This is a genomic window from Bacillus sp. CDB3, assembly GCF_002081505.1.
GTDB lineage: Bacteria > Bacillota > Bacilli > Bacillales > Bacillaceae_G > Bacillus_A > Bacillus_A cereus_AT.
In genome coordinates this window covers 149,186-169,060 of record NZ_ALBR01000060.1, presented here as the reverse complement: position 1 = coordinate 169,060, position 19,875 = coordinate 149,186, and the positions used below count along the sequence as shown (strand labels likewise).

Below are 19,875 nucleotides of genomic sequence, written 5' to 3'. Positions count from 1 at the left end.
TGCTAGAGCAGCTTTTTTGCTATGAAATCTCAATTTTGGAATAGAATATAAGTTATAAAATGTAATGTGTATAAGGGGTATGAATTCTTTATAAGTCTTGTCCAAATAATAAAATGGAGTTAAAATTACATATTGTTAATGAAAAGTTGGAGGAAATACATCATGGAATTGTTTCAATTACCGAAAGCATTCCTGCAAATGAATACAATCTTTATCTCAATATTGATCGAGGCACTTCCGTTTGTGCTAATTGGTGTATTTATTTCAGGATTCATTCAAATGTTTGTGACAGAAGATATGGTGGCAAAATGGATGCCAAAGAACCGATTTCTGTCTGTTTTATTAGCTACTTTTTTAGGTATGATGTTTCCAGGATGTGAATGTGGAATTGTTCCGATTGTAAGACGATTAATCGGAAAAGGTGTTCCACCATACGCAGGGATTGCATTTATGTTAACTGGACCGATTATTAATCCAGTTGTACTATTTGCTACATATGTTGCTTTTGGAAGTAGTATGCACATGGTATGGTATCGTTCTATTGTAGCGATTGTCGTAGCAATTATTGTTGGAATTATATTATCATTTATGTTTAAAGAGCATCAATTAAGAGATGATCACTTCCCAGAAGTGAATCATAAGCGTCCATTACGTACAAAAATGTGGGATGTATGTACACATGCTGTTGAGGAATTTTTCTCAATGGGAAAATACTTAGTGTTAGGAGCATTAATTGCTGCTGCAGTTCAAACGTTTGTACAAACTTCAACATTGCTTGCTATTGGACAAGGTCCGTTTTCTTCATCAGCTGTAATGATGGGACTTGCTTTTATTTTATCACTTTGTTCAGAGGCAGATGCATTTATTGCTTCTTCGTTCCAAAGTACATTTTCAACAGCGTCACTTGTCGCGTTCCTTGTGTATGGACCGATGGTGGATATTAAAAATATGTTTATGATGCTTGCAACATTTAAAACAAAATTTGTAATTGTCGTGACGGTTACAGTTACACTTGTTGTATATGCAAGCTCACTACTCATTTATGCGATGGGGTGGTAGGTTATGTTTCGAGCATATATATTATTAGGTTTTACAATATTAATTGGACAGCTCCATATTTCCGGTAACATTACGAAGTATATAAATATGAAGTACGCCTATTTATCAAAAACTGCAGCTATTATTTTAGGTTTCTTAACGATTGTACAAATTATTATCGTTTTCCAGAAAGAGCATCAAAAGGAAAAAGAGAAACAAGATTGTAGTTGTGATCATAGCCATTGTGGGCATGATCATTCAAAAGATGAAAATAAATGGTGGAAAAAAGCATTTTCGTACACATTGTTCTGTTTCCCAATTATTTCAGGATTATTTTTCCCAATTGCAACTTTAGATTCGGACATTGTTAAAGCGAAGGGATTCCATTTTCCTGTTGCACAAGCGGAAAGTAAAGATCCGTTTATGACAAGACAATTCTTAAGACCAGATACGAGTATTTATTACGGAAAAGAAGGGTATCGTGGTGTAATGGAAAAAGGGAAGAAAGAGTTTGTTACGAAAGACAATATTGCATTAAAAGATGAAGATTTCCTAAAGGGTATGGAGACAATTTACAATTATCCTGGTGAATTTACTGGTAAAACTTTATCATTTAAAGGCTTTGTTTTCCGCGATGATTCTTCTAAAAAGGAACAATATTTCTTATTCCGTTTCGGCATTATACATTGCGTAGCGGATTCGGGTGTATATGGTATGTTAGTCAAAAAACCAGAAGGTGTAGAGTGGAAAAATGATGATTGGATTCAGGTGGAAGGAGAAATTTCAACTGAATTTTATCAGCCGTTTCATGCGAATATTCCAGTGTTAGAAGTAACGAAATGGAATAAAGTTGAACAGCCGAAAGAACAATATGTATTTAGAGGAGCCGATTGATAAAATCGGTTCTTTTTTGTGGACTAAAAGTTCTAAAAATTGTTAATATTAAACGTGTAGTTCATGAAATGGAGTGTATATCGGAATATTAGGGGTATATAATTAAAGGGGTGATAACAATGACTGAAGTAAAGGGTAAAACAGCTAATGAATCAAGAGTGTTTAAAACGAGTCGAGTATTTCCAACAGATTTAAATGATCATAACACGCTATTTGGTGGAAAAATATTGGCGGAGATGGATATGGTTGCTTCAATTTCAGCAACGAGACACTCGAGAATGGAATGTGTCACAGCGTCTATGGATTGGGTAGATTTCTTACATCCAGTTCGTTCTTCAGATTGTGTTAGCTATGAATCTTTCGTAATTTGGACGGGAAGAACTTCTATGGAGATATTTGTGAAAGTAGTAGCGGAAGATTTAATTTCAGGGGAAAAACGTGTAGCGGCAACCTCATTCGTTACTTTTGTTGCGCTTAGTAAGGAGAATAATCCAGTTCCTGTACCGCGTGTTATCCCTGAGACAGAAGAGGAGAAAGAATTACATCGAATTGCTGTGTTACGTGCAGAACAACGCCATATTCGTAAGGCAGAGAGTAAGAAAGTAGCTAAACTGCTAACTTTTTGATGATAAATACTTTTTCTTTTCGTTTAATATTTCAGCAATAGGCGAAAAAAGTTTTAAAATGAAAAAGCGGACACCTAAAAATAGGTGTCCGCTTTTATAGTTTTTTCATCCCCATATCGTATTACAATAACTGCTTAGCAGAAGCAAGCAGCACCGACGATAATTAAGAGGATAAATAATACAACTAGTAGCGCAAATCCATTACCATGTGCGAAGCCCATTGTTATTTCCTCCTTTTATTTTAAGATACAACATACAATATGCAAATGAGCTCTTGTTTGATATGGACGTATATCATGTAGTGACATATTTTTTGTATGATAATGTTTTAAAAAAGGAAAGATATAGGAATAACAGTACGTGGAGAAAGGAACTTATCCATGAAGCACTTTTTTATTATAATACTTTGCTTGATAGGTGTATTCATATGGATGAACATCGATGTGGAAATGGGGAAAAAAATGGTTAGCGGTTATGAATTAGAAAAAATTCGATTAGGGGATGTTCAACTATATACGAACGGTGATGAGTTATATAGGAATTTATTTGATGATATAAATCGCGCGGAAAAGTACATATATATTCATTTTTATATTGTAGGTAAAGATGAAGTAAGTCGAGAGTTCTTACGGTTATTAGAGAAAAAAGCATCTAGTGGTGTAGATGTGAAATTGTCAGTAGACCGGATAGGTGGATATAAGCTTAAGAAAAAGGTAATTAGTCAACTAAAAGAAAAAGGCGTGAATTTTACATTCAGTAAAAAACCTAAATTTAAAAATTTATTTTTTTCTTTGCATCAACGTAATCACAGACGCATTGTTACTATAGATGGGAAAGTATCGTACATCGGTGGTTTTAATATCGGCAAGGAGTATCTTGGACAGGATCCTAAATTTGGTCCGTGGCGTGATTATCATGTACGCATCGAAGGGGATGGAGCTGCTGATATGGAACGGAAATTTGCGGAAGATTGGCAGGAAGATACGGGAGAAAAGTTCCCTATACATCATGGTTTACCTGTACAAGGAAATGTAAAATATCAATACATATTTTCGAATGGAAAAGGTTTATGGCAGGAATATGGGGGACTATTAAAGAAGGCAAAACATTCCTTAGTAATCGCTACACCATATTTTGTACCGAGTAAAGAAATGATGCAGGGGTTAAAAGATGTATTAAATCGAGGTGTTCGTGTGAAAATTCTCGTCCCGTTTAAGAGTGACGCTGTAATGCTGAAACAAGCAGCTTATCCACATTTAAAAGAAATGCTTATGGCAGGGGCAGAAATCTATCAATATCGAAATGGATTTTTTCACGGGAAAGTAACAATTATAGATGATGAAATTGTTGACGTCGGTACAGCAAACTTTGATAATAGAAGTTTTTATTTAAACACTGAATCTAACTGCTTTATTTATGATAAGAAAGTAGTAGCAGAAGTATGGAGCCGACTAGAGGAGGACTTTCATAAATCTAAACGGTTTTCTGAAGCTGACTTTGAAAAAATTAGTAGCTGGGATTGGTTTCTAGCAAGAATAGCGAATGTCATAGCATCATATTTATAGTATAGAGATGAAAATAGGAAGGGAGGCTTTTTAATGGATTGTATGAAAGAATTGATGACATATAGTTACACGCTTATATATAAAGTTGGAGAGTATACGGGCATGGTTCGAGATGAAGAATTAAAGGATATATTACAGCATCATTTGCCGTATATGTTACAAGCATATAATGAACAAGTGAATTTTCAAGAAGGAGAAAATGTACAACATATAACTTGTAAACAGATGTGGCCGGAATTTACTGAAATGGATAGGGAAACAGATAATGAATATACAGGGGATATTGGGATTGCTATTTGTTATATTACACATTTGAAACGATTAGCATTGAAATTTGCTCAAGTGGCAGTAGAAGTTGCGAACCCGGAGTTTCGTTCTTTTCTGGAAAATTGTTTTGTGAAAATGAACCGTTATGCATATAATGTTTGGCAATATGTTGCGAAGAAGGAATATAAGATTAAACATGTATATGAAAATGAAAAATTCGCGTGAAAAGCTAAGGCGGTATGAAAGGCGCCTTAGTTTTTTTTGTCCAATTAGAGGGTGAAGATTAAAGAGTGGGTTTGTTATCAGTAAATTTACATAAATTTACTGTATCTTTACTATTTTTAAATCTTTCCTTTAAAAATAAAGAGTAATATAGGGTTGTACATATTCTATCAAAGGGAGGAAACGCAAATGAACAAATGGGTTAAGTCATTAACTGCTATGGCACTTGCAAGTTCTTTATTAATGGTAGGTTGTAGTAAAGGTGAGGATAAAAAGAAAGAGGATGACACAACTTCGCAGCAAGATGAAAAAAAAGATAAAGAAACAAGTAAAACAGAAAAGTCTTCTGATTCAAAAGAAAAGAAATAAAGTGAAACTTTAATCAGTGAGGGGTTGTCCATCCCCCACTGATTATTAGCCCACACCAATAGAGCTTTTACGGGCAGTTGATCTCCCCCCACCTAACTCTCTCGCATTCGCCGAGTTTTGAGGTGGGAGTCTTACTGCCCGCAAATAGCGGGATAAATGGATAATAGAGCTTCCTCACATATATGTGGAAGCTTTTTTGTTGTATATTTGTAAGTTTTGCGGAAAAATAGAGAGAAAGAATGGAAGAGGGGGATAGTGTATGAAAGTATGTATATTAGGAGCGACAGGTAGAGTAGGTTCACATATTTTGAAGTTAGCATTACATGATTCATATGAAGTGACAGTATTAGTTCGTGATTTGAGTAAAGTGGAAATAGAGCATGGAAGGTTACATATTATAGAGGGAAATGTATTGAATGAAAATGATATAAAGGAAGCGGTGAAAGGGTGCGATATTGTAATTAGTACTCTTGGAACAGATGGGAATGGAACGTTAGCAAAGAGTTTCCCAATTATTATAAAATGTATGGAAAAAGAGGGCATAAAGAAGATAGTTACAATAGGAACTGCTGGCATTTTACAAGCACGAACAAATCCAAGTATATATCGTTTCCGATCAAATGAATCGAAAAGAAAACAACAACAGCAGCGGAAGATCATTTAGCTGCCTATGTAGCGCTGGAAAATAGTAAACTTTTCTGGACTGTTGTTTGTCCAACGCATTTAATAAATGGCGATGAAACTGGTTTATATCGAACGGAAAAAGATATGTTGCCAGCAGATGGATCCAAAATCACTGTTGGTGACACAGCTCATTTTGCATGGAGATTACGTCATAAAAGCAAATATGAGAAAAGTCGAGTAGGTATTTCATATTAAAAAACCACCCCAAAATAGGGATGGCTAAAAAATGATATAGCATACAAAGAAAATAATCATAATGATTTGAAGAATTGCTTTTGCAACTGTACTACTTAAAAAGCCAACTACAGTTGCAATTCCGACTAAAAAGGCGTCTTTTGGCGCTTTTTTATGCATTAATTCTGTTATAAATACCGATAAAAACGGTATGATAATAAGACCAAATGGCGGGAAGAAGAACGAGCCGACAATGATAGAAATCATGCCGACACGTTCACCCCACTTAGAACTCCCGTATTTTTTTAAGAAATATCCATTTGCAATAAAATCAGCACCGAAAATGAAAAGTGTAAAAATGACTTGAATAATCCAAAAAGATGTCGTTAATTCTCCGCCATTTATACCAAAATGATAAATGAAATAGCCAGCCCATACTGCAAGAATGCCAGGAATAATGGGGTATATAAAGGCAAGAAATGAAACAATGAAAAAAGCAATGATACTAATTGTTAATAATACAGTCACTTTATACCTCCTTTATAGAATCTAATTTATGTACAGCAATCTTTTTAATTTGATGTCCGTCTAGTTCCAATGCCTTAAATTGAAAACCATCATATTCAACTGAATAGCCAGCATCAATATTTAAGTCAATAGCTTGGGAGAGAAGCCAGCCCCCAATTGTATCTAAATCACTATCATCAATATGTAAACCAAACATATCATTTACTTCAGAAATAAGTACTTTTCCATCTAATACAGTAAGTTTAGGTGTGCGTTTTTCAATCATTGGTGATTCATCTGCATCAAATTCGTCTTGAATTTCACCAATAATTTCTTCAAGAATATCCTCCATCGTTAAAAGTCCAGCGGTGCCACCATATTCGTCCATTATAATCGCCATTTGAACACGGTTTTTTTGAAGATGTATTAACGTTTTACGAATAGGAACTGTTTCAAAAACAGTTAAAACTGGGTGTATGTACGATTCAAGTGGTTTATAAATTCTTTTTGTTTGATCGTGAAATATTTCTTTCGTATTTATCATCCCAATTATGTCGTCTTTATCTTTTTCAATAATAGGATAACGTGTATACTTTTCAGTTGCGACGATATCCATATTTTCTTCTAACGTATTTTCAGTAGATAAGCAAATCATCTCGGTACGAGGAACCATGATTTCTTTCGCAACACGATCATCAAATTCAAAAATGTTATTTACATATTTATATTCGGTTTGATTAATTTCGCCGCTTTTATAACTTTCACCTAAAATGAGCCGTAGTTCTTCTTCAGAATGGGCAAGTTCGTTTTCTTTTGCAGGTTCTAAACCGAATAATTTTGTGAAAAACACAGCTGAACTATTAAGCACCCAAATGAATGGATACATAATTTTATCAAACAAAATCAGCGGTTTTGCAAATTTTAATGTGATTGCTTCTGCTTTTTGAATTGCGAAAGACTTCGGAACTAATTCTCCTAATACAACATGGAAAAAAGTAATAACACTAAATGCAATAATAAAGGATAACGTGTTAGCTATTGCTCCAGTAATGTTGATCTTTTCAAATAGTGGTCGTAGTAAATGTTCTACAGTTGGTTCACCAAGCCAACCAAGTCCTAGAGAAGTGATAGTAATCCCAAGCTGACAAGCGGATAAATAAACATCTAAGTTAGATACAACGCTTCTTGCAGCTAACGCCTGCTTATTACCTTCATTGGCAAGTTGATCAATTCGACTTTTTCGTACTTTTACAACAGCGAATTCTGATGCAACGAAAAAGCCAGAAATAAGGATAAGTATAAAGATGAGAAAAATATTTAATATGTCCAAGTGTGTTCTCTATTCCAAAGTTTGGAATAAAGATGTCACCTCCTGCAATTATGTTATACTTTTATAATAAATCCAAATGAAAAGATTAGTCAAAGAAAATGGGTAAATAATGGTAGGGTTTAATAGTATTTTTTAAATTTGCTGTTATTTTGTCCTCTATATAATAGGAATAACCGTCTACATTTAATTTAAGTAGACGGTTATTCTATGTTATGGTTTCGAAATACTTCTAGTTAAAGTATACGTTTTCTGTTTAGAGTAGTTTGTTGTCCATAAAGTTTGGAGAAAAGACAAGACGCTATACGGAATATAAAGTAGTAATAAACCAATTGTAACAACTATAGGTGCATTTCCCCCAAATTGAACGATAAATTGTAATAGTCCATTTGCATGAAAAACACATTCCATAAAAACGAATGAAAGAATAATGGAACTTAAAATAGATTTATGATTGGAAGTAAGCGCCATAAATAACGTATCAACAAGGAAAGCTGAATTTTTTATTTCATATTCATTTGTGTTATTTAAGAAAGGAAGCCATTTTTTAATTGCTTGCATAACAATAATCATAGAAGTGCTACACACGATGATAAAAGATGAGTAGAAAGGAAACTTTATGAATTTCCCGGTGTAGAGAAGTAGTAATAAGACTGAACATTGTAATATTACAGTGCTAATAGAATACGGTATCCAGCGCAATAAAGAAGTACACTTTCTTACTGGATTGGGTGCTTTTAAAAATAGATGTCCGATTCCTAAACTTAAAAAGAAACCGATTGCAAGAGTGAATGTGAAACGAACAATCGATAAAAAATATATTTCCCATATGTAGGGGAATAGTGGTGAAGAATGGCTTGAAGTATGTATCATATTTTGTGCATGAATAATCTGATTTGCCGAGAAAAGGATAGGTTCATGCATCCAATCAATTCTTGGAATTGAAATGGAAGAAAGTTGTGCGAAGTTATGAAAAATGCTTATAAAACTAGTTAAGTAAGAGTTACTATGTGTAAGAAATAATGCTGGAATAGGACTTATAACAAGAATAATAAGAACACCAATGATAAATTTACATATATGTGAGCGCAATAAGGACATACAATCACCTGCTCTTAGAATATTCAGAAAATTCTTATTCTTATTTTATCTTTTTTCGGAGTAAGTTACAATATATTTTTCTTGCAGTAATTCAGAGAGAATGTTTGATACTGAAGATCATACAAGTGAATGATTCATGAATAAATTATGACAAGAAAATGAATAATTTTCAGAAAAATAAAATAAATCATTTATTTTTTTCTGAAAATATAATATAGTTATGGCACAGAAAGTATTTTAACATAAGGAGGCTATTTATGAGGATTAAAGGGAATTATGTGCCGAAAAGGGAAGTTTTATTTTGCTCTGGCTCAATTACAGTAGGGGAAGCGCTAGAGCACTTAAATAAAACAGGGTATCGTTGTGTACCAGTTTTAGATGAAAAAAAAGAGAAATTTTTAGGGAATGTATACAAAGTAGATATTTTAGAATATAAAGGTTCACTTGAAGATAATGTATTACAATTATTGAACGATAAAGATGGGTACGTGAGAGAAGACTCTTCCTTCTTTAAAGTATTTTTTACAATTAAAAAGCTACCTTATTTATCAGTAGTTAATGAAAAAGGGATCTTCCTTGGTATTTTAACTCATAAAAAAGTTTTTGAACTATTGGAAGATGCATGGGGAGTCCATTCTAGTAAATATTCTGTCATGATTGGAACACAAGATTATAATGGGGCCATTCAAAAATTATCGACAGTGCTAAAGAAATACACTGGTATTCAAAGTTTAATGACTTTTGATAATGATGCTTTATTAGTACGCAGAATTATGTTTACATTAGGAGAAGAGTTTGAAGATAGTGAATTAGAAACATTGCTAAAGGATTTAGAAGATCATGGATTTAGAGTTGTGTATGTTGAAGAGATGAATAATCCACGTGAAGTTGAAACGATAGACTAACAAGTAAAGCCATCTTATTTTTGATGGCTTTTACTTTCTTTCATGCAAAGATATCTAAATATAATAAAATATATGAATATTAAATTTAAAAAAATATTTGTGTAATAGAATAAATAAAGGGAGTATATGTGGATAATTTTGATTTTCTAAAAATTCTATTTAAAAATATGTTTTTATTTTTCAACTAAATATGTTACTATATGTGTGATAAAAGCAAAGAGGTCTGACAACTAAACTCCGCGTTATAACACTCTAATGACTTAAATATTCAAAAAAATCAAAATTTATTATTTAGAGTAATTAAAAGGGGAATGGAGAAATTATGGAGAAAGACATTGCTTTGTAAGGGGCATCTTTTATGATCATGAACAGAGAGGAGGATGCATAGCATATTGTGAGAATAGAGAAAAACAATGAAAAAGTGCTATGCAATTTAAAGAAATGAAGGGACGATTAAGGCCAGGTGATACGCTAGCAATTGGTTTAATGTTATTTGCATTATTTTTAGGAGCAGGAAATTTAATTTTCCCACCAGTTTTAGGTCAACAAGCAGGAGAAAATGTTTGGATTGCTACAATTGGATTCCTTGTAACGGGAGTCGGTTTACCCCTATTAGCTGTCACAGCTGTCGCGTTTGTAGAGGGGGACTTGAAAGCGTTATCTTCTAGAGTTCACCCTATATTTGCGTTTGTTTTCCCATTAATTAGTTATTTAGCGATTGGACCATTTTTCGCGATTCCGCGTACGGGAGCCGTTTCATTTGAAATGGGTATGAAGCCATTTTTATCAGAAGCAATGGTTTCAGAATGGTACATGCTATTTCTTTTTACTATAGTTTTCTTCGGAATAACGTGGTATTTATCATTAAATCCATCTAAATTAGTGGATTGGTTCGGGAAATTTCTTACACCATTGTTAGTATTGATTGTTGCTGTTATTGTCGGAAAGGCAATTATTGATCCGATTGGAGAACCAGCTGCGCCGCTAGCGGCATACAAAGAAAATGCTTTCTTTGGTGGATTTATTCAAGGATATTTAACGATGGATGCAATTAGTGCGCTTGTATTTGGAATTGTCGTTGTGCAAGTTATCCGCTCTAAGGGAATCAAAGAGAGTAGTCAAATTGCAAAAACAACAGTTGTATCAGGTATTATTGCTGTACTTGGTTTAACGTTAATCTATTTATCACTTGCTTATCTTGGTTCAACAAGTACATCACTTGGTGTGTCAGAAAACGGTGGTCTTATTTTAACGAATGTTGTAAATGAGTTATATGGAACAAGTGGTAAAATTTTATTAGGTCTTGTTATTATACTCGCTTGTTTAACAACTTCTGTTGGATTAACATCTGCCTGTGCGGGCTTCTTTACAAACTTATTCCCAAAACTTTCGCATAGAACGATTGTAACGATGGTATGTGTGTTTAGTTTAATTGTATCTAACCTAGGATTAACACAATTAATCGCAGTAACTTTACCAGTGTTAATGATCATTTATCCAGTTGCAATTGTATTAATTGTACTTTCGTATTTCCATAAATGGATTGGAAAGCGTAATACAATTTATATTGGAGCAATATTAGGTGCCTTGTCAATTAGCTTATTTAATGGTTTAGAAAGTGCGAATATCAAAATTGACGCAATTTCAAATGTACTACAAATGCTACCATTATATAAAGAAGGAATAGGATGGTTAATCCCAGCATGTATTGGCGGGGTTCTCGGTTTCTTCTTCTATAAATCAAATGAATCAAGTGAGTTACAAAAGAAAGGTGCCTAGGCACCTTTCTTTTTTGAAGGGGATTTTTATATTTTGTCTAAGTAGTAATTGGGAGGTTTGATAAAATGGCTAGTTTTGAAGATTTTTTAAATTTGGATTTGCGTATTGGGACTGTAAGGAAGGCGGAGGAATTTAAAGAAGCAAGGGTTCCTGCAATTAAGTTAGAAATTGATTTTGGAGAGCTAGGGGTTAAGCAGTCCAGTGCTCAAATTACGAAAAGATATAGCCCAGAAGATTTAATCGGTCAACAAGTGGTTGCTGTTGTGAATTTCCCACCAAAGCGTGTGGCAGGATTTAAATCAGAAGTGCTTGTATTGGGGGGGGTTCCTGAAGCTGGCGATGTTATTTTACTTCAGCCTAATATGGAACTACCGAATGGAACGAAAATTAGTTAGTGTGAAAGTGGGTGTTAATTTGGATATCGGACAAGAATATTTAAAATGTGCAATTTCGAATTTTAAAGCAACACAAAATCAAGGAGAACGAGTACTTTCTCAATTAACTTATGAACAGATAATGTGGTCTCTTCATGAGGAGACAAATAGTATTGCAATTATTATTAAGCATTTACATGGTAATATGCGTTCAAGATAGACGGAATTTTTAATGTCTGATGGCGAAAAAACAGACCGTAATCGAGATGGTGAATTTGAAGGTGGCTACAATTCAAAACAAGAAGCTCTTGCTGCGTGGCAAGAAGGGTGGGAATATGTTTTTGAAGCTTTGGATAATTTAACGCCAGAGCAGATTTTGCAGAAAGTATACATTCGCGGAGAAGAGCACACTGTCATGCAAGCGATCGAAAGGCAAATTTCTCATTATGCTTTACATATTGGACAAATCATTTACATTGGTAAAATGTTAAAAGAAAATGATTGGGAATGTTTAAGTATTCCTAGAGGTCAGTCTACCCGTTATTTAGAGAAAAAACGTTCAACATAATAATATGAAAAAAAACGATATAAAATAGGAAGCAAAAAAATAAGCCAAATGATAGAGGGATCTGTGAACATTAGAATGCTGCCAGCGATAAGCCCGTATGTAATAAGAAAAAAACCAAAGAGTGTATTTATAGGAATAAAACGTGAGACAAATAATTGCTGATTTTTGAAACAAGTGTTGTGAAATAAATAAAAGTGGAAATACCGTATAGAGGTAATAAGATCTTTCTTTCTCGTTATTCTTTTTTTACATTTATGACAGATGAATGGTGGATGCATTTAGTTACACTCCATTTTGGGAATTCATTAGTTTCATAATAATTTGAGACAAAATTAAGTACAACGTGTATATACCTATATATGCTCCTGAGAGTAGAAAAAATGGATTTAGTAAAATTCCATGAATGCTTGTCATGAAAACTAGATTTTGTATTAAAACATCATATATAGTAATAGAAATTATAGTCCCAAGTACATACAATGCTAGGTACGCAGAAATATGGAGCACAATACGAATTTTAGGATGTAAAGCAAGTAAATAAAAAGTAATTGATAGAGCGATTGGTAATGCACCTATTAATAGCTTCAATTCATTTCACCTCATTAACAATATAGCCGAAATTTAAACGGTCTATTCTCTAGAGCTTGTACATAACTTGAAATAGAGAGGGTGATAGTATGAATCGAGGCTTTTTTTACGTGAAATTAACAAGTGTACGCAAATTAATTTTATTTGTTATTACTACGGTATTAGCGACTTTTTTTCTTATTAGTGTAATGGTAACTTCCATGAAAGAGACGAAGTCAACGTATTTATATAATTGGTTGAATGAGTTATCAATGAATGGTTACATGTACGTTATTGGGAAAGAGAATCATTATTTTACACAGGAGTACCGGAATTTGAATCAAGACTTTTCTATTTCTTCATTCCTCTTTTCGATGGCTACGAATATTCGTTTTGATGATGTACGTAGTTTTGTCGGGAAAGAACTTCCGGGATTTGGGAAATATGATACGGAAATCGTTATAGCAGGTGAAGGAACAAATTATTCCAACTTACCGATAGAATCGAGTGTTCCTCTTGAAGAAGTAGTGAAGGAACGGACTGGAGAAGCTGGACAAGTTCCTAAGCCTGATCCGAATAAAGAAAAGAAACAGCCAGCTCAAACAACGGGGAAAAGACAAGTTGCATTCATTTATCATACACATAGTTGGGAATCTTATTTGCCGTTACTGAACTTAACGAATGACCCAGATCCGAATAAAGCAACGAGTTCTGTAACGAATATCTCAATAGTTGGAGATCGTTTTCGGGAACAACTGGAAAGTGAAGGTATAGGTGCTAATAACGATAAGACTGATGTCGGCCAAAAGTTAATAAGTAAAGGATTAAACAGTAATAGTTCTTATAAACTGTCACGAGAAATTGTACAAGAAGCGATGGCCGGTAATAAAGAACTCCAATATTTTTTCGATTTGCACCGTGATAGTGCACGGAAAAATGTCACGACAAAAACAATTGGAGATAAATCATATGCAAAGCTTGCTTTTGTAATAGGGAAAGGTAACAAAAACTATGAAAAAAACTTACAATTAGCAACGGCTTTACATGAGACGATTAATAAGAAATATCCAGGAGTGAGCCGTGGTGTAATTCAAAAAGGATTCCAAACAGGAAATGGAGTCTATAATCAAGACTTATCAGGACAAGCCATATTAATTGAAGTTGGTGGCGTAGACAATACAGAGGACGAATTAAATAGATCGATAGATGCTCTTGCTAAAGCATTTGGAGAATATTTTTGGCAAGCTGAAAAAGTAAATGGATAAAGTGAAAATTTAATTGGTGAGTGCTCATCCTACTGATTAGTAGCCCTTACCAATCAGGATACCTGTTAATGCGGGATAAACGTAAGCAAGAAGCTTACGTTTATTTGTTTGTTCATAATCTATAGGTAGAAAGAAATGTCACATAATAGACATAATTAACTATTATTATAGTAATATCGAAATTTGTCTATTTATAGTAAGGAATTTAGAAAGGGTTTTTTCAGAATAGTAGAGAAAATCTTTTTATAAGGAAAATTTTTAACTAATGGAATGGGTAGGGTGATTAAGGTGATTCGGGAGATTAGAGTAGAAGATGCAGCATTATTTTTACAATTAAGTAAGCAATTAGACGAAGAAACGAAATTTATGTTATACGAACCAGGAGAACGAAAAACTACAGTAGAGCAACAAGAAAAGATGGTCCACCGTTTTATAGAAAATGAATATGCAACAATATTTGTAGCAGTTGAAGAAGAGAGAATAGTAGGATTTATTTTAGTTAATGGAAATAATATTCAAAGAAAGAGACATGTGGCAGGCATTGTAATTGGTATTTTGCAAGAGTATAGTGGCCGAGGTATTGGAACGAGTTTGTTTAAAGAAGTAGAGAAGTGGGCAAGATTACATGATGTATGGCGTTTAGAATTAACGGTAATGGCCCACAATACAAGAGCTCAGGCACTATATAGCAAAATTGGATTTGAACAAGAAGGTGTCAAAAAATCTGCTCTTATCATCGATGGAAAAGGTGTCGATGAGTATGAAATGGCCAAATTATTAAAATAAGAGGTCGTTATATGAAAAAAAGATGGGCACTACTTGGTATCGTAGCAATGATACTAATTGTTGGAGTAGCAGGAATAAATTATAAGATGTACAAGGATCAAGAGGCGCGGGAAGTAAATGTAAATAATATATTTCCAAAAGCAAAAGAAACGATTGCTAATATGGATGGAGATATCGCGGTCATTAGTAATCCAAATTCGATGCTTGTACTTGTGAATAAAAATAGGCGGTTACCAGATGGGTATAGACCGCCAGATTTAGTTATCCCGAAAGTACGTTACTCTAGTGAAGGTGATCAAGAGAAGAAAAAGATGAGGAAAGAGGCAGCGTTGGCACTTGAAGAAATGTTTCAGCAAGCTAATAATGAGCGGATTTTCCTTTTTGCAGTCTCTGGATTTAGATCTTTTGATCGACAAAAAGCATTAAATACGATGTATAAAAGGCAAGATGGGGAAGCAAAGACAGCGATGTCTAGTGCAGTCCCTGGTACGAGTGAACATCAAACAGGATTAGCTATGGATATTACATCTCAATCAGCTAAGTTTCAGTTAGAAACTGTTTTTGGGGAGACGAAAGAAGGAAAGTGGCTTTCTGAAAATGCCCATAAGTTTGGTTTTGTTATTCGATATACGAAAGAGAAAGAAGGGATTACTGGTTATCGTTATGAACCGTGGCATGTACGGTATGTTGGGAATCCGCAAGCTACATATTTATATGAAAACCAACTGACGCTTGAAGAAGTAACACAGTAATGAATTGAGGGGAGAGGGCTAAGATGACGATGTTATATAAGAAAAAGGTACATGCATATATTACGAGAGAAAAAGAAGGGGTTATGCAACTACTCGTTTTTAAACATCGTGATATACGAGAGGCTGGTATCCAAGTGCCAGGTGGGACAGTAGATGAAGGGGAAACGTTAGAGGCAGCAATTTTACGTGAAGTACAAGAAGAGTCAGGACTACGCCATTTTTGTATCGAGCGCTTTCTTTCCGATTACATTATTTTTGTGAAAGAAAAAAAGGAATATCAAAAACGTCATTTTTTCCATATTTCATTATTAACAGATGTGAAAGATACGTGGGAGCATATAGTGAGTGTTGGTGAGGAAGACAAAGGTTTAGTATTTTGTTATGAGTGGATTGATATTAACAAATGCCCTGAATTAGCGGGTAAACAAGGAGAGTTTTTACATTTGTTAGAAGAGGTATACGTAAAATAATAAAAAGAGTCTGGGGCGACAATGTGTTCGTTTCAGACTCTTTTTATTTCTCTGGAAATTAAAGGTTTTTTAACTGGTAAGTTGAAGTTCTTTAAAGGGATTGTAGTTATTTATGCGAGGAGCGGAGAAAATGAAAAAATAATAGATACGCGTCATCAATAAAAGGGCTTATAAAAGGAGAACGAATATGGAAATCCAGTTTAATACATTATTGCAAAAAGAATTAACAATTCATGATATTCAAAAGGAAATGGAAGATGGGCAGTTAACTTCAAAAGAACTAGTCATGTATTATCTTTATAGAATCGCAAAGTATGACCAAGATGGACCGAAAATTAATTCAATTTTAGAAATTAATCCAGATGCTATCTTTATTGCAGAAGCATTAGATCATGAAAGAAAGACAAAAGGTGTAAGGGGTCTATTACATGGTATACCGGTTTTACTTAAGGATAATATTGAAACGAATGACTCAATGCATACAAGTGCAGGTACAATTGCCTTAGAACAAAATATAAGTAGTGAAGATGCATTTCTCGTAAAAAAACTGCGAGAAGCAGGAGCAGTGATAATAGGAAAAGCAAATATGACAGAGTTAGCAAATGGAATGTCTTTTGAAATGTGGGCTGGATATAGCGCTAGGGGTGGTCAAACAATTAATCCTTACGGTACAGGAGAGGATGATATGTTCGTTGGTGGCTCAAGTACAGGGTCTGCTATAGCAGTTGCCGCTAACTTTACTGTATTATCCGTTGGAACAGAGACAGATGCTTCTATTTTGAGCCCGGCTGTTCAAAACTCAGTTGTAGGTATTAAGCCGACTGTTGGGTTAATTAGTCGTAGTGGAATTATTCCTTTCACTTATTCACAAGATACAGCTGGGCCATTTGCTAGAACAGTAACAGATGCTGCTATTTTGCTAGGGAGTCTAACTGGGGTGGATGAGAAGGATGTAGCTACTCATAAAAGTGAAGGAATGGTATATCAAGATTATACAACTTACCTCGATGCTGACGGTTTAAAAGGGGCGAAGATTGGTGTATTTAGCAATGCGCCAAAAGATTATTATGAATCTGGAGAGTACGATGAAAAATTGTTTAAGGAAACGATTCAAGTTTTACGTAGTAAGGGAGCGATAATAGTAGAAGATATTGATATTCCATCTTTTCATAGAGAATGGAGCTGGGGAGTTCCGCTTTATGAACTGAAGCATAGCTTAGATAACTATCTTTCTAAATTACCTTCTACCACTCCAGTACATTCTATGTTGGAATTAATAGAGTTTAATGAAAATATAGCAGAAAGGGCTTTGAAATATGGACAAACTAAGTTAGAGAGAAGAATAGATTTTCCTAACACGTTAAGAAATCCTGAATATTTAAACGCAAGATTAGAAGATATATATTTTTCTCAAGGACAAGGTATTGATTTTGCTTTGGAAAAATATAAACTCGATGCGATTCTGTTCCCATCCTATATAGGATCCACTATATGTGCAAAAGCAGGTTATCCATCTATAGCAATGCCTGCGGGATATATGGAAAGCGGGAGACCTTTTGGAATTACTCTTGCAAGTGCTGCTTTTAGTGAAGGAATATTAATTAAACTAGCATACGCTTTTGAACAGGCGACAAAACACAGAAAGATTCCGAATTTATCGTAAATAGAACATATAAAAGGACAGGGAATCCCTGTCCTTTTTGTTATATAGATTAAAAAGAAATATCTTTCTTTTGCGTTTTTTGATACTTTAATAAGCTAAAAGACAAACAAGCAGAACATAAAATAAGAAAAGAAGCGATGATATAAATAGTACGAACACCGAAAATGTCAGTAATTATGCCAACACTTAGCATAGAAAGACCAGAAGCGGTTGAGAGAAGTGCACCGTGAGCCGTATACATTTTGGACAATAAAGAAGGAGCGACACTTGATTGTAAAACCGTCGTTTGAGAAATATCTCTAATTTGATAACAAGGTCCCATTAGAACACAAAGGAATAAGGCAATAATTCCGCTGCTCGTAACACCGTATAAAAATGTAAGAATACTAAACATAAGAGATCCTATCGCCATAGAGCGTATTAAATTATTTTGAATATATGTACTCATTCTCCATGCCAATATTCCGCCAATTAATGTTCCGACATAATAACTTGTATTAATATATCCCCACCATTCTTCGCCTTTATGTAAAGCAGTAGTTACATATGCCATCGTAATAGCACCGATCCATATCGTTCCTGCAAAAGTTTCAATTAAGTCCATAAGTGTAACTGTGCGTAGAGACGGGTGTTGAAATAACAGTTTCCATCCCTCTAATAATGCAGTAGTTTTCGAAGAAGTGGGTTCTGCTACTCGTTCAGCTTGTACAGATTGTAATGAAAGGTGTAATATAATACATCCGAAAATCATTAATAGATTATTAATCATAAGTGTCGAAGTAACGCCAATGAGAAGAACAATTATACTTGTAAATGAGTAAGCAGCGGCTTGTATAATTTGTGTTGAAAAGGAAAAGACACTATTTACTTTTACTAATTTTTCTTGTGGTGTTAAGCGTGGGATAACGGCGTATAGTAAAGGCGCACTCCAGCCACTACATAATGAAATGAAAATAACAAAAGTTAAAAGAGCAGAAATGTTTGTTGATAGAATAGGAAATAATATCATTAACAATATTAAAAGAGCTGTTTTAATCCATTGTAGAGTATATAGCAATGCATAAGATGGAAAACGATTCATTATAAGTGGTGCAGATGTGTTCGCGATAAGATTTGTGATTACTTGTAATAATGGAAAAAGAGCGGTAATTGTAGCTGATTTAGTTGTAATATAGATGTGAGTTGTAATAATCATTATGTATACAATGTCAGCAAGGGTAATACACATTTTGGAGCCTAAATAGAAAGCTAGTGAGCGTTTCGGCAATAAGAATACCACCTTCCAAAAAATAATGGTTTTTCAGTTAGAATAATTATAATTTTAAAAATATAATTTTGAAAGAATTAAATTTTTTGTCATTTTTTGAAAGGGATTTTCATGTATAATGAAGAATATATTAATATAGTATTTTATTAATGCTTGTTGTAACAGCGAATATATATAATAGCTTGTAGCAAACGCCCCTCTACGAGAAAGGGCGGATAAACCATTCTTTTCTTCATATACATATAGAAAATGAGAAAGAAAGTGAGGGTTGCATATGGCCGGATGGGTGATTTGGTTCATAATAGCAGGTATTTTATTTATCGCAGAAATGTTGTCGATTACGTTTTACATGCTTTGGCTTGGGATTGGGGCTGTTGTCGGAGGTCTTATTGCTTTGTTTGCTCCTGATGCACTATTTTTACAAGTTGTTGCTGGTGCGATTGTCAGTTTAACATTGACCTTCTTTACGAAAAGAATTTCAAAAAACTTTCGAGAAGCAAAAGGTTTTACTGATACAGTAGATAAACTTGTTGGTAAAAAGGGAATTGTTATGCAAGCGATTACAAGTGAAGTGAACGGTATTGTGAAAGTGGATGGAGATACTTGGACAGCTATTTCGGATACTCCTATTGATGCTGGAGAAAAAGTCGTTGTTATAAAGAGGCATAGTACTATTTTACAAGTAAAAAAGGAGAGTGAATAAAT

General features: G+C 34.1%; 22 protein-coding genes and 2 pseudogenes. 17 read left to right on the top strand and 7 right to left on the bottom strand.

Annotation, left to right across the window (positions count from 1 at the left end; translation table 11 throughout):
* Positions 1-162: 162 nt before the first annotated feature.
* The 3 genes from CDB3_RS14195 to CDB3_RS14185 all read left to right on the top strand — a co-directional run bounded on the left by CDB3_RS14195 (position 163) and on the right by CDB3_RS14185 (position 2,558).
* Positions 163-1,059, top strand: coding sequence for a permease (locus CDB3_RS14195; RefSeq protein ID WP_128854927.1), 897 nt, complete (start codon positions 163-165; stop codon positions 1,057-1,059).
* A gap of 3 nt (positions 1,060-1,062) precedes the next feature.
* Positions 1,063-1,932, top strand: a complete 870-nt coding sequence (locus tag CDB3_RS14190; RefSeq protein WP_097829727.1) for a TIGR03943 family putative permease subunit — start codon at positions 1,063-1,065, stop codon at positions 1,930-1,932.
* A 119-nt stretch (positions 1,933-2,051) separates the two neighbouring features.
* A complete protein-coding gene (locus tag CDB3_RS14185; RefSeq protein ID WP_128854926.1) occupies positions 2,052-2,558 on the top strand; it encodes an acyl-CoA thioesterase in 507 nt (168 codons plus the stop codon).
* A 134-nt stretch (positions 2,559-2,692) separates the two neighbouring features.
* Here CDB3_RS14185 and CDB3_RS14180 read toward each other — a convergent pair whose 3' ends face one another.
* The gene (locus tag CDB3_RS14180) at positions 2,693-2,779 is read right to left on the bottom strand and encodes a YjcZ family sporulation protein (RefSeq protein ID WP_000505094.1); all 87 of its coding nucleotides are present in this window, start codon (positions 2,777-2,779) and stop codon (positions 2,693-2,695) included.
* Between the two features lie 159 nt (positions 2,780-2,938).
* Here CDB3_RS14180 and cls point away from each other — a divergent pair, with 159 nt between their 5' ends.
* The 4 genes and pseudogenes from cls to CDB3_RS14155 all read left to right on the top strand — a co-directional run bounded on the left by cls (position 2,939) and on the right by CDB3_RS14155 (position 5,860).
* Positions 2,939-4,123: a cardiolipin synthase gene (cls, locus tag CDB3_RS14175; RefSeq protein WP_128854925.1), complete on the top strand. Its 1,185-nt coding sequence runs from the start codon at positions 2,939-2,941 to the stop codon at positions 4,121-4,123.
* Positions 4,124-4,156: 33 nt separating this feature from the next.
* A complete protein-coding gene (locus tag CDB3_RS14170; protein ID WP_128854924.1) occupies positions 4,157-4,615 on the top strand; it encodes a spore coat protein in 459 nt (152 codons plus the stop codon).
* Between the two features lie 186 nt (positions 4,616-4,801).
* Complete coding sequence (locus CDB3_RS14165; RefSeq protein WP_128854923.1) at positions 4,802-4,981, top strand: hypothetical protein; 180 nt, start codon at positions 4,802-4,804, stop codon at positions 4,979-4,981.
* A 259-nt stretch (positions 4,982-5,240) separates the two neighbouring features.
* Positions 5,241-5,860, top strand: a pseudogene (locus CDB3_RS14155) (NAD(P)-dependent oxidoreductase).
* A gap of 24 nt (positions 5,861-5,884) precedes the next feature.
* On the opposite strand, the gene CDB3_RS14150 reads toward CDB3_RS14155, so the two are convergent.
* The 3 genes from CDB3_RS14150 to CDB3_RS14140 all read right to left on the bottom strand — a co-directional run bounded on the left by CDB3_RS14150 (position 5,885) and on the right by CDB3_RS14140 (position 8,774).
* Positions 5,885-6,367 carry a DUF456 domain-containing protein gene (locus CDB3_RS14150; RefSeq protein WP_128854922.1) on the bottom strand — a complete coding sequence of 161 codons (483 nt, stop codon included), beginning with the start codon at positions 6,365-6,367 and terminating at the stop codon, positions 5,885-5,887.
* A gap of 1 nt (position 6,368) precedes the next feature.
* A complete protein-coding gene (locus CDB3_RS14145) occupies positions 6,369-7,676 on the bottom strand; it encodes a hemolysin family protein (RefSeq protein ID WP_070142053.1) in 1,308 nt (435 codons plus the stop codon).
* Between the two features lie 210 nt (positions 7,677-7,886).
* Positions 7,887-8,774 carry a hypothetical protein gene (locus tag CDB3_RS14140; protein ID WP_128854921.1) on the bottom strand — a complete coding sequence of 296 codons (888 nt, stop codon included), beginning with the start codon at positions 8,772-8,774 and terminating at the stop codon, positions 7,887-7,889.
* A 257-nt stretch (positions 8,775-9,031) separates the two neighbouring features.
* Here CDB3_RS14140 and cbpA point away from each other — a divergent pair, with 257 nt between their 5' ends.
* The 4 genes and pseudogenes from cbpA (at position 9,032) to CDB3_RS14120 (ending at position 12,400) form a co-directional block, all read left to right on the top strand.
* A complete protein-coding gene (cbpA, locus tag CDB3_RS14135; RefSeq protein WP_098361930.1) occupies positions 9,032-9,679 on the top strand; it encodes a cyclic di-AMP binding protein CbpA in 648 nt (215 codons plus the stop codon).
* 441 nt (positions 9,680-10,120) lie between these two features.
* Positions 10,121-11,458, top strand: coding sequence for a branched-chain amino acid transport system II carrier protein BrnQ4 (gene brnQ4 / locus CDB3_RS14130; RefSeq protein ID WP_097829805.1), 1,338 nt, complete (start codon positions 10,121-10,123; stop codon positions 11,456-11,458).
* A gap of 65 nt (positions 11,459-11,523) precedes the next feature.
* The gene (gene csaA, locus CDB3_RS14125) at positions 11,524-11,853 is read left to right on the top strand and encodes a chaperone CsaA (RefSeq protein WP_097829717.1); all 330 of its coding nucleotides are present in this window, start codon (positions 11,524-11,526) and stop codon (positions 11,851-11,853) included.
* Positions 11,834-12,400 (top strand): annotated as a pseudogene (locus CDB3_RS14120) (DUF1572 domain-containing protein). The gene csaA and the pseudogene CDB3_RS14120 overlap by 20 nt, the downstream one beginning before the upstream one ends.
* Here the strand turns inward: CDB3_RS14120 and CDB3_RS32395 are convergent.
* Both CDB3_RS32395 and CDB3_RS14110 read right to left on the bottom strand, forming a co-directional pair.
* Positions 12,373-12,678, bottom strand: a complete 306-nt coding sequence (locus CDB3_RS32395; protein WP_128854919.1) for a permease — start codon at positions 12,676-12,678, stop codon at positions 12,373-12,375. The pseudogene CDB3_RS14120 and the gene CDB3_RS32395 sit on opposite strands and share 28 nt — an antisense overlap.
* A 4-nt stretch (positions 12,679-12,682) precedes the next feature.
* Complete coding sequence (locus CDB3_RS14110) at positions 12,683-12,988, bottom strand: hypothetical protein (protein WP_128854918.1); 306 nt, start codon at positions 12,986-12,988, stop codon at positions 12,683-12,685.
* A gap of 89 nt (positions 12,989-13,077) precedes the next feature.
* Between CDB3_RS14110 and spoIIP the strand changes: the two genes are divergently transcribed.
* The 5 genes from spoIIP to CDB3_RS14075 all read left to right on the top strand — a co-directional run bounded on the left by spoIIP (position 13,078) and on the right by CDB3_RS14075 (position 17,903).
* On the top strand, positions 13,078-14,232 hold the full coding sequence (gene spoIIP, locus CDB3_RS14105; RefSeq protein WP_128854917.1) for a stage II sporulation protein SpoIIP: 1,155 nt from the start codon (positions 13,078-13,080) through the stop codon (positions 14,230-14,232).
* A 288-nt stretch (positions 14,233-14,520) separates the two neighbouring features.
* Entirely contained in the window at positions 14,521-15,018 is a 498-nt protein-coding gene (locus tag CDB3_RS14095; RefSeq protein ID WP_098890108.1) for a GNAT family N-acetyltransferase, read from the top strand.
* 11 nt (positions 15,019-15,029) lie between these two features.
* A complete protein-coding gene (locus tag CDB3_RS14090; RefSeq protein ID WP_128854916.1) occupies positions 15,030-15,770 on the top strand; it encodes a M15 family metallopeptidase in 741 nt (246 codons plus the stop codon).
* Between the two features lie 23 nt (positions 15,771-15,793).
* Positions 15,794-16,240 carry an NUDIX hydrolase gene (locus tag CDB3_RS14085; protein ID WP_128854915.1) on the top strand — a complete coding sequence of 149 codons (447 nt, stop codon included), beginning with the start codon at positions 15,794-15,796 and terminating at the stop codon, positions 16,238-16,240.
* A 187-nt stretch (positions 16,241-16,427) separates the two neighbouring features.
* Complete coding sequence (locus CDB3_RS14075; RefSeq protein ID WP_128854914.1) at positions 16,428-17,903, top strand: amidase family protein; 1,476 nt, start codon at positions 16,428-16,430, stop codon at positions 17,901-17,903.
* Positions 17,904-17,952: 49 nt separating this feature from the next.
* Here the strand turns inward: CDB3_RS14075 and CDB3_RS14070 are convergent, their stop codons facing one another.
* Complete coding sequence (locus CDB3_RS14070; protein ID WP_128854913.1) at positions 17,953-19,170, bottom strand: MFS transporter; 1,218 nt, start codon at positions 19,168-19,170, stop codon at positions 17,953-17,955.
* A 274-nt stretch (positions 19,171-19,444) separates the two neighbouring features.
* On the opposite strand from CDB3_RS14070, the gene CDB3_RS14065 reads away from it, so the two are divergent.
* Positions 19,445-19,873, top strand: a complete 429-nt coding sequence (locus CDB3_RS14065) for an NfeD family protein (RefSeq protein ID WP_000929496.1) — start codon at positions 19,445-19,447, stop codon at positions 19,871-19,873.
* Positions 19,874-19,875 lie beyond the last annotated feature (2 nt).

Excerpts from the sequence above, each read along its gene's own strand:
- CDB3_RS14075 (WP_128854914.1), top strand. The coding sequence starts at position 16,428 with ATGGAAATCCAGTTTAATACATTATTGCAAAAAGAATTAACAATTCAT.
- brnQ4 (WP_097829805.1), top strand. The coding sequence starts at position 10,121 with ATGAAGGGACGATTAAGGCCAGGTGATACGCTAGCAATTGGTTTAATG.
- CDB3_RS14085 (WP_128854915.1), top strand. The coding sequence starts at position 15,794 with ATGACGATGTTATATAAGAAAAAGGTACATGCATATATTACGAGAGAA.
- CDB3_RS14170 (WP_128854924.1), top strand. The coding sequence starts at position 4,157 with ATGGATTGTATGAAAGAATTGATGACATATAGTTACACGCTTATATAT.
- CDB3_RS14090 (WP_128854916.1), top strand. The coding sequence starts at position 15,030 with ATGAAAAAAAGATGGGCACTACTTGGTATCGTAGCAATGATACTAATT.
- CDB3_RS32395 (WP_128854919.1), bottom strand. The coding sequence starts at position 12,678 with ATGCATCCACCATTCATCTGTCATAAATGTAAAAAAAGAATAACGAGA.
- CDB3_RS14140 (WP_128854921.1), bottom strand. The coding sequence starts at position 8,774 with ATGTCCTTATTGCGCTCACATATATGTAAATTTATCATTGGTGTTCTT.
- CDB3_RS14195 (WP_128854927.1), top strand. The coding sequence starts at position 163 with ATGGAATTGTTTCAATTACCGAAAGCATTCCTGCAAATGAATACAATC.
- CDB3_RS14165 (WP_128854923.1), top strand. The coding sequence starts at position 4,802 with ATGAACAAATGGGTTAAGTCATTAACTGCTATGGCACTTGCAAGTTCT.
- CDB3_RS14065 (WP_000929496.1), top strand. The coding sequence starts at position 19,445 with ATGGCCGGATGGGTGATTTGGTTCATAATAGCAGGTATTTTATTTATC.
- cls (WP_128854925.1), top strand. The coding sequence starts at position 2,939 with ATGAAGCACTTTTTTATTATAATACTTTGCTTGATAGGTGTATTCATA.
- cbpA (WP_098361930.1), top strand. The coding sequence starts at position 9,032 with ATGAGGATTAAAGGGAATTATGTGCCGAAAAGGGAAGTTTTATTTTGC.
- csaA (WP_097829717.1), top strand. The coding sequence starts at position 11,524 with ATGGCTAGTTTTGAAGATTTTTTAAATTTGGATTTGCGTATTGGGACT.
- CDB3_RS14190 (WP_097829727.1), top strand. The coding sequence starts at position 1,063 with ATGTTTCGAGCATATATATTATTAGGTTTTACAATATTAATTGGACAG.
- CDB3_RS14180 (WP_000505094.1), bottom strand. The coding sequence starts at position 2,779 with ATGGGCTTCGCACATGGTAATGGATTTGCGCTACTAGTTGTATTATTT.
- spoIIP (WP_128854917.1), top strand. The coding sequence starts at position 13,078 with ATGAATCGAGGCTTTTTTTACGTGAAATTAACAAGTGTACGCAAATTA.
- CDB3_RS14185 (WP_128854926.1), top strand. The coding sequence starts at position 2,052 with ATGACTGAAGTAAAGGGTAAAACAGCTAATGAATCAAGAGTGTTTAAA.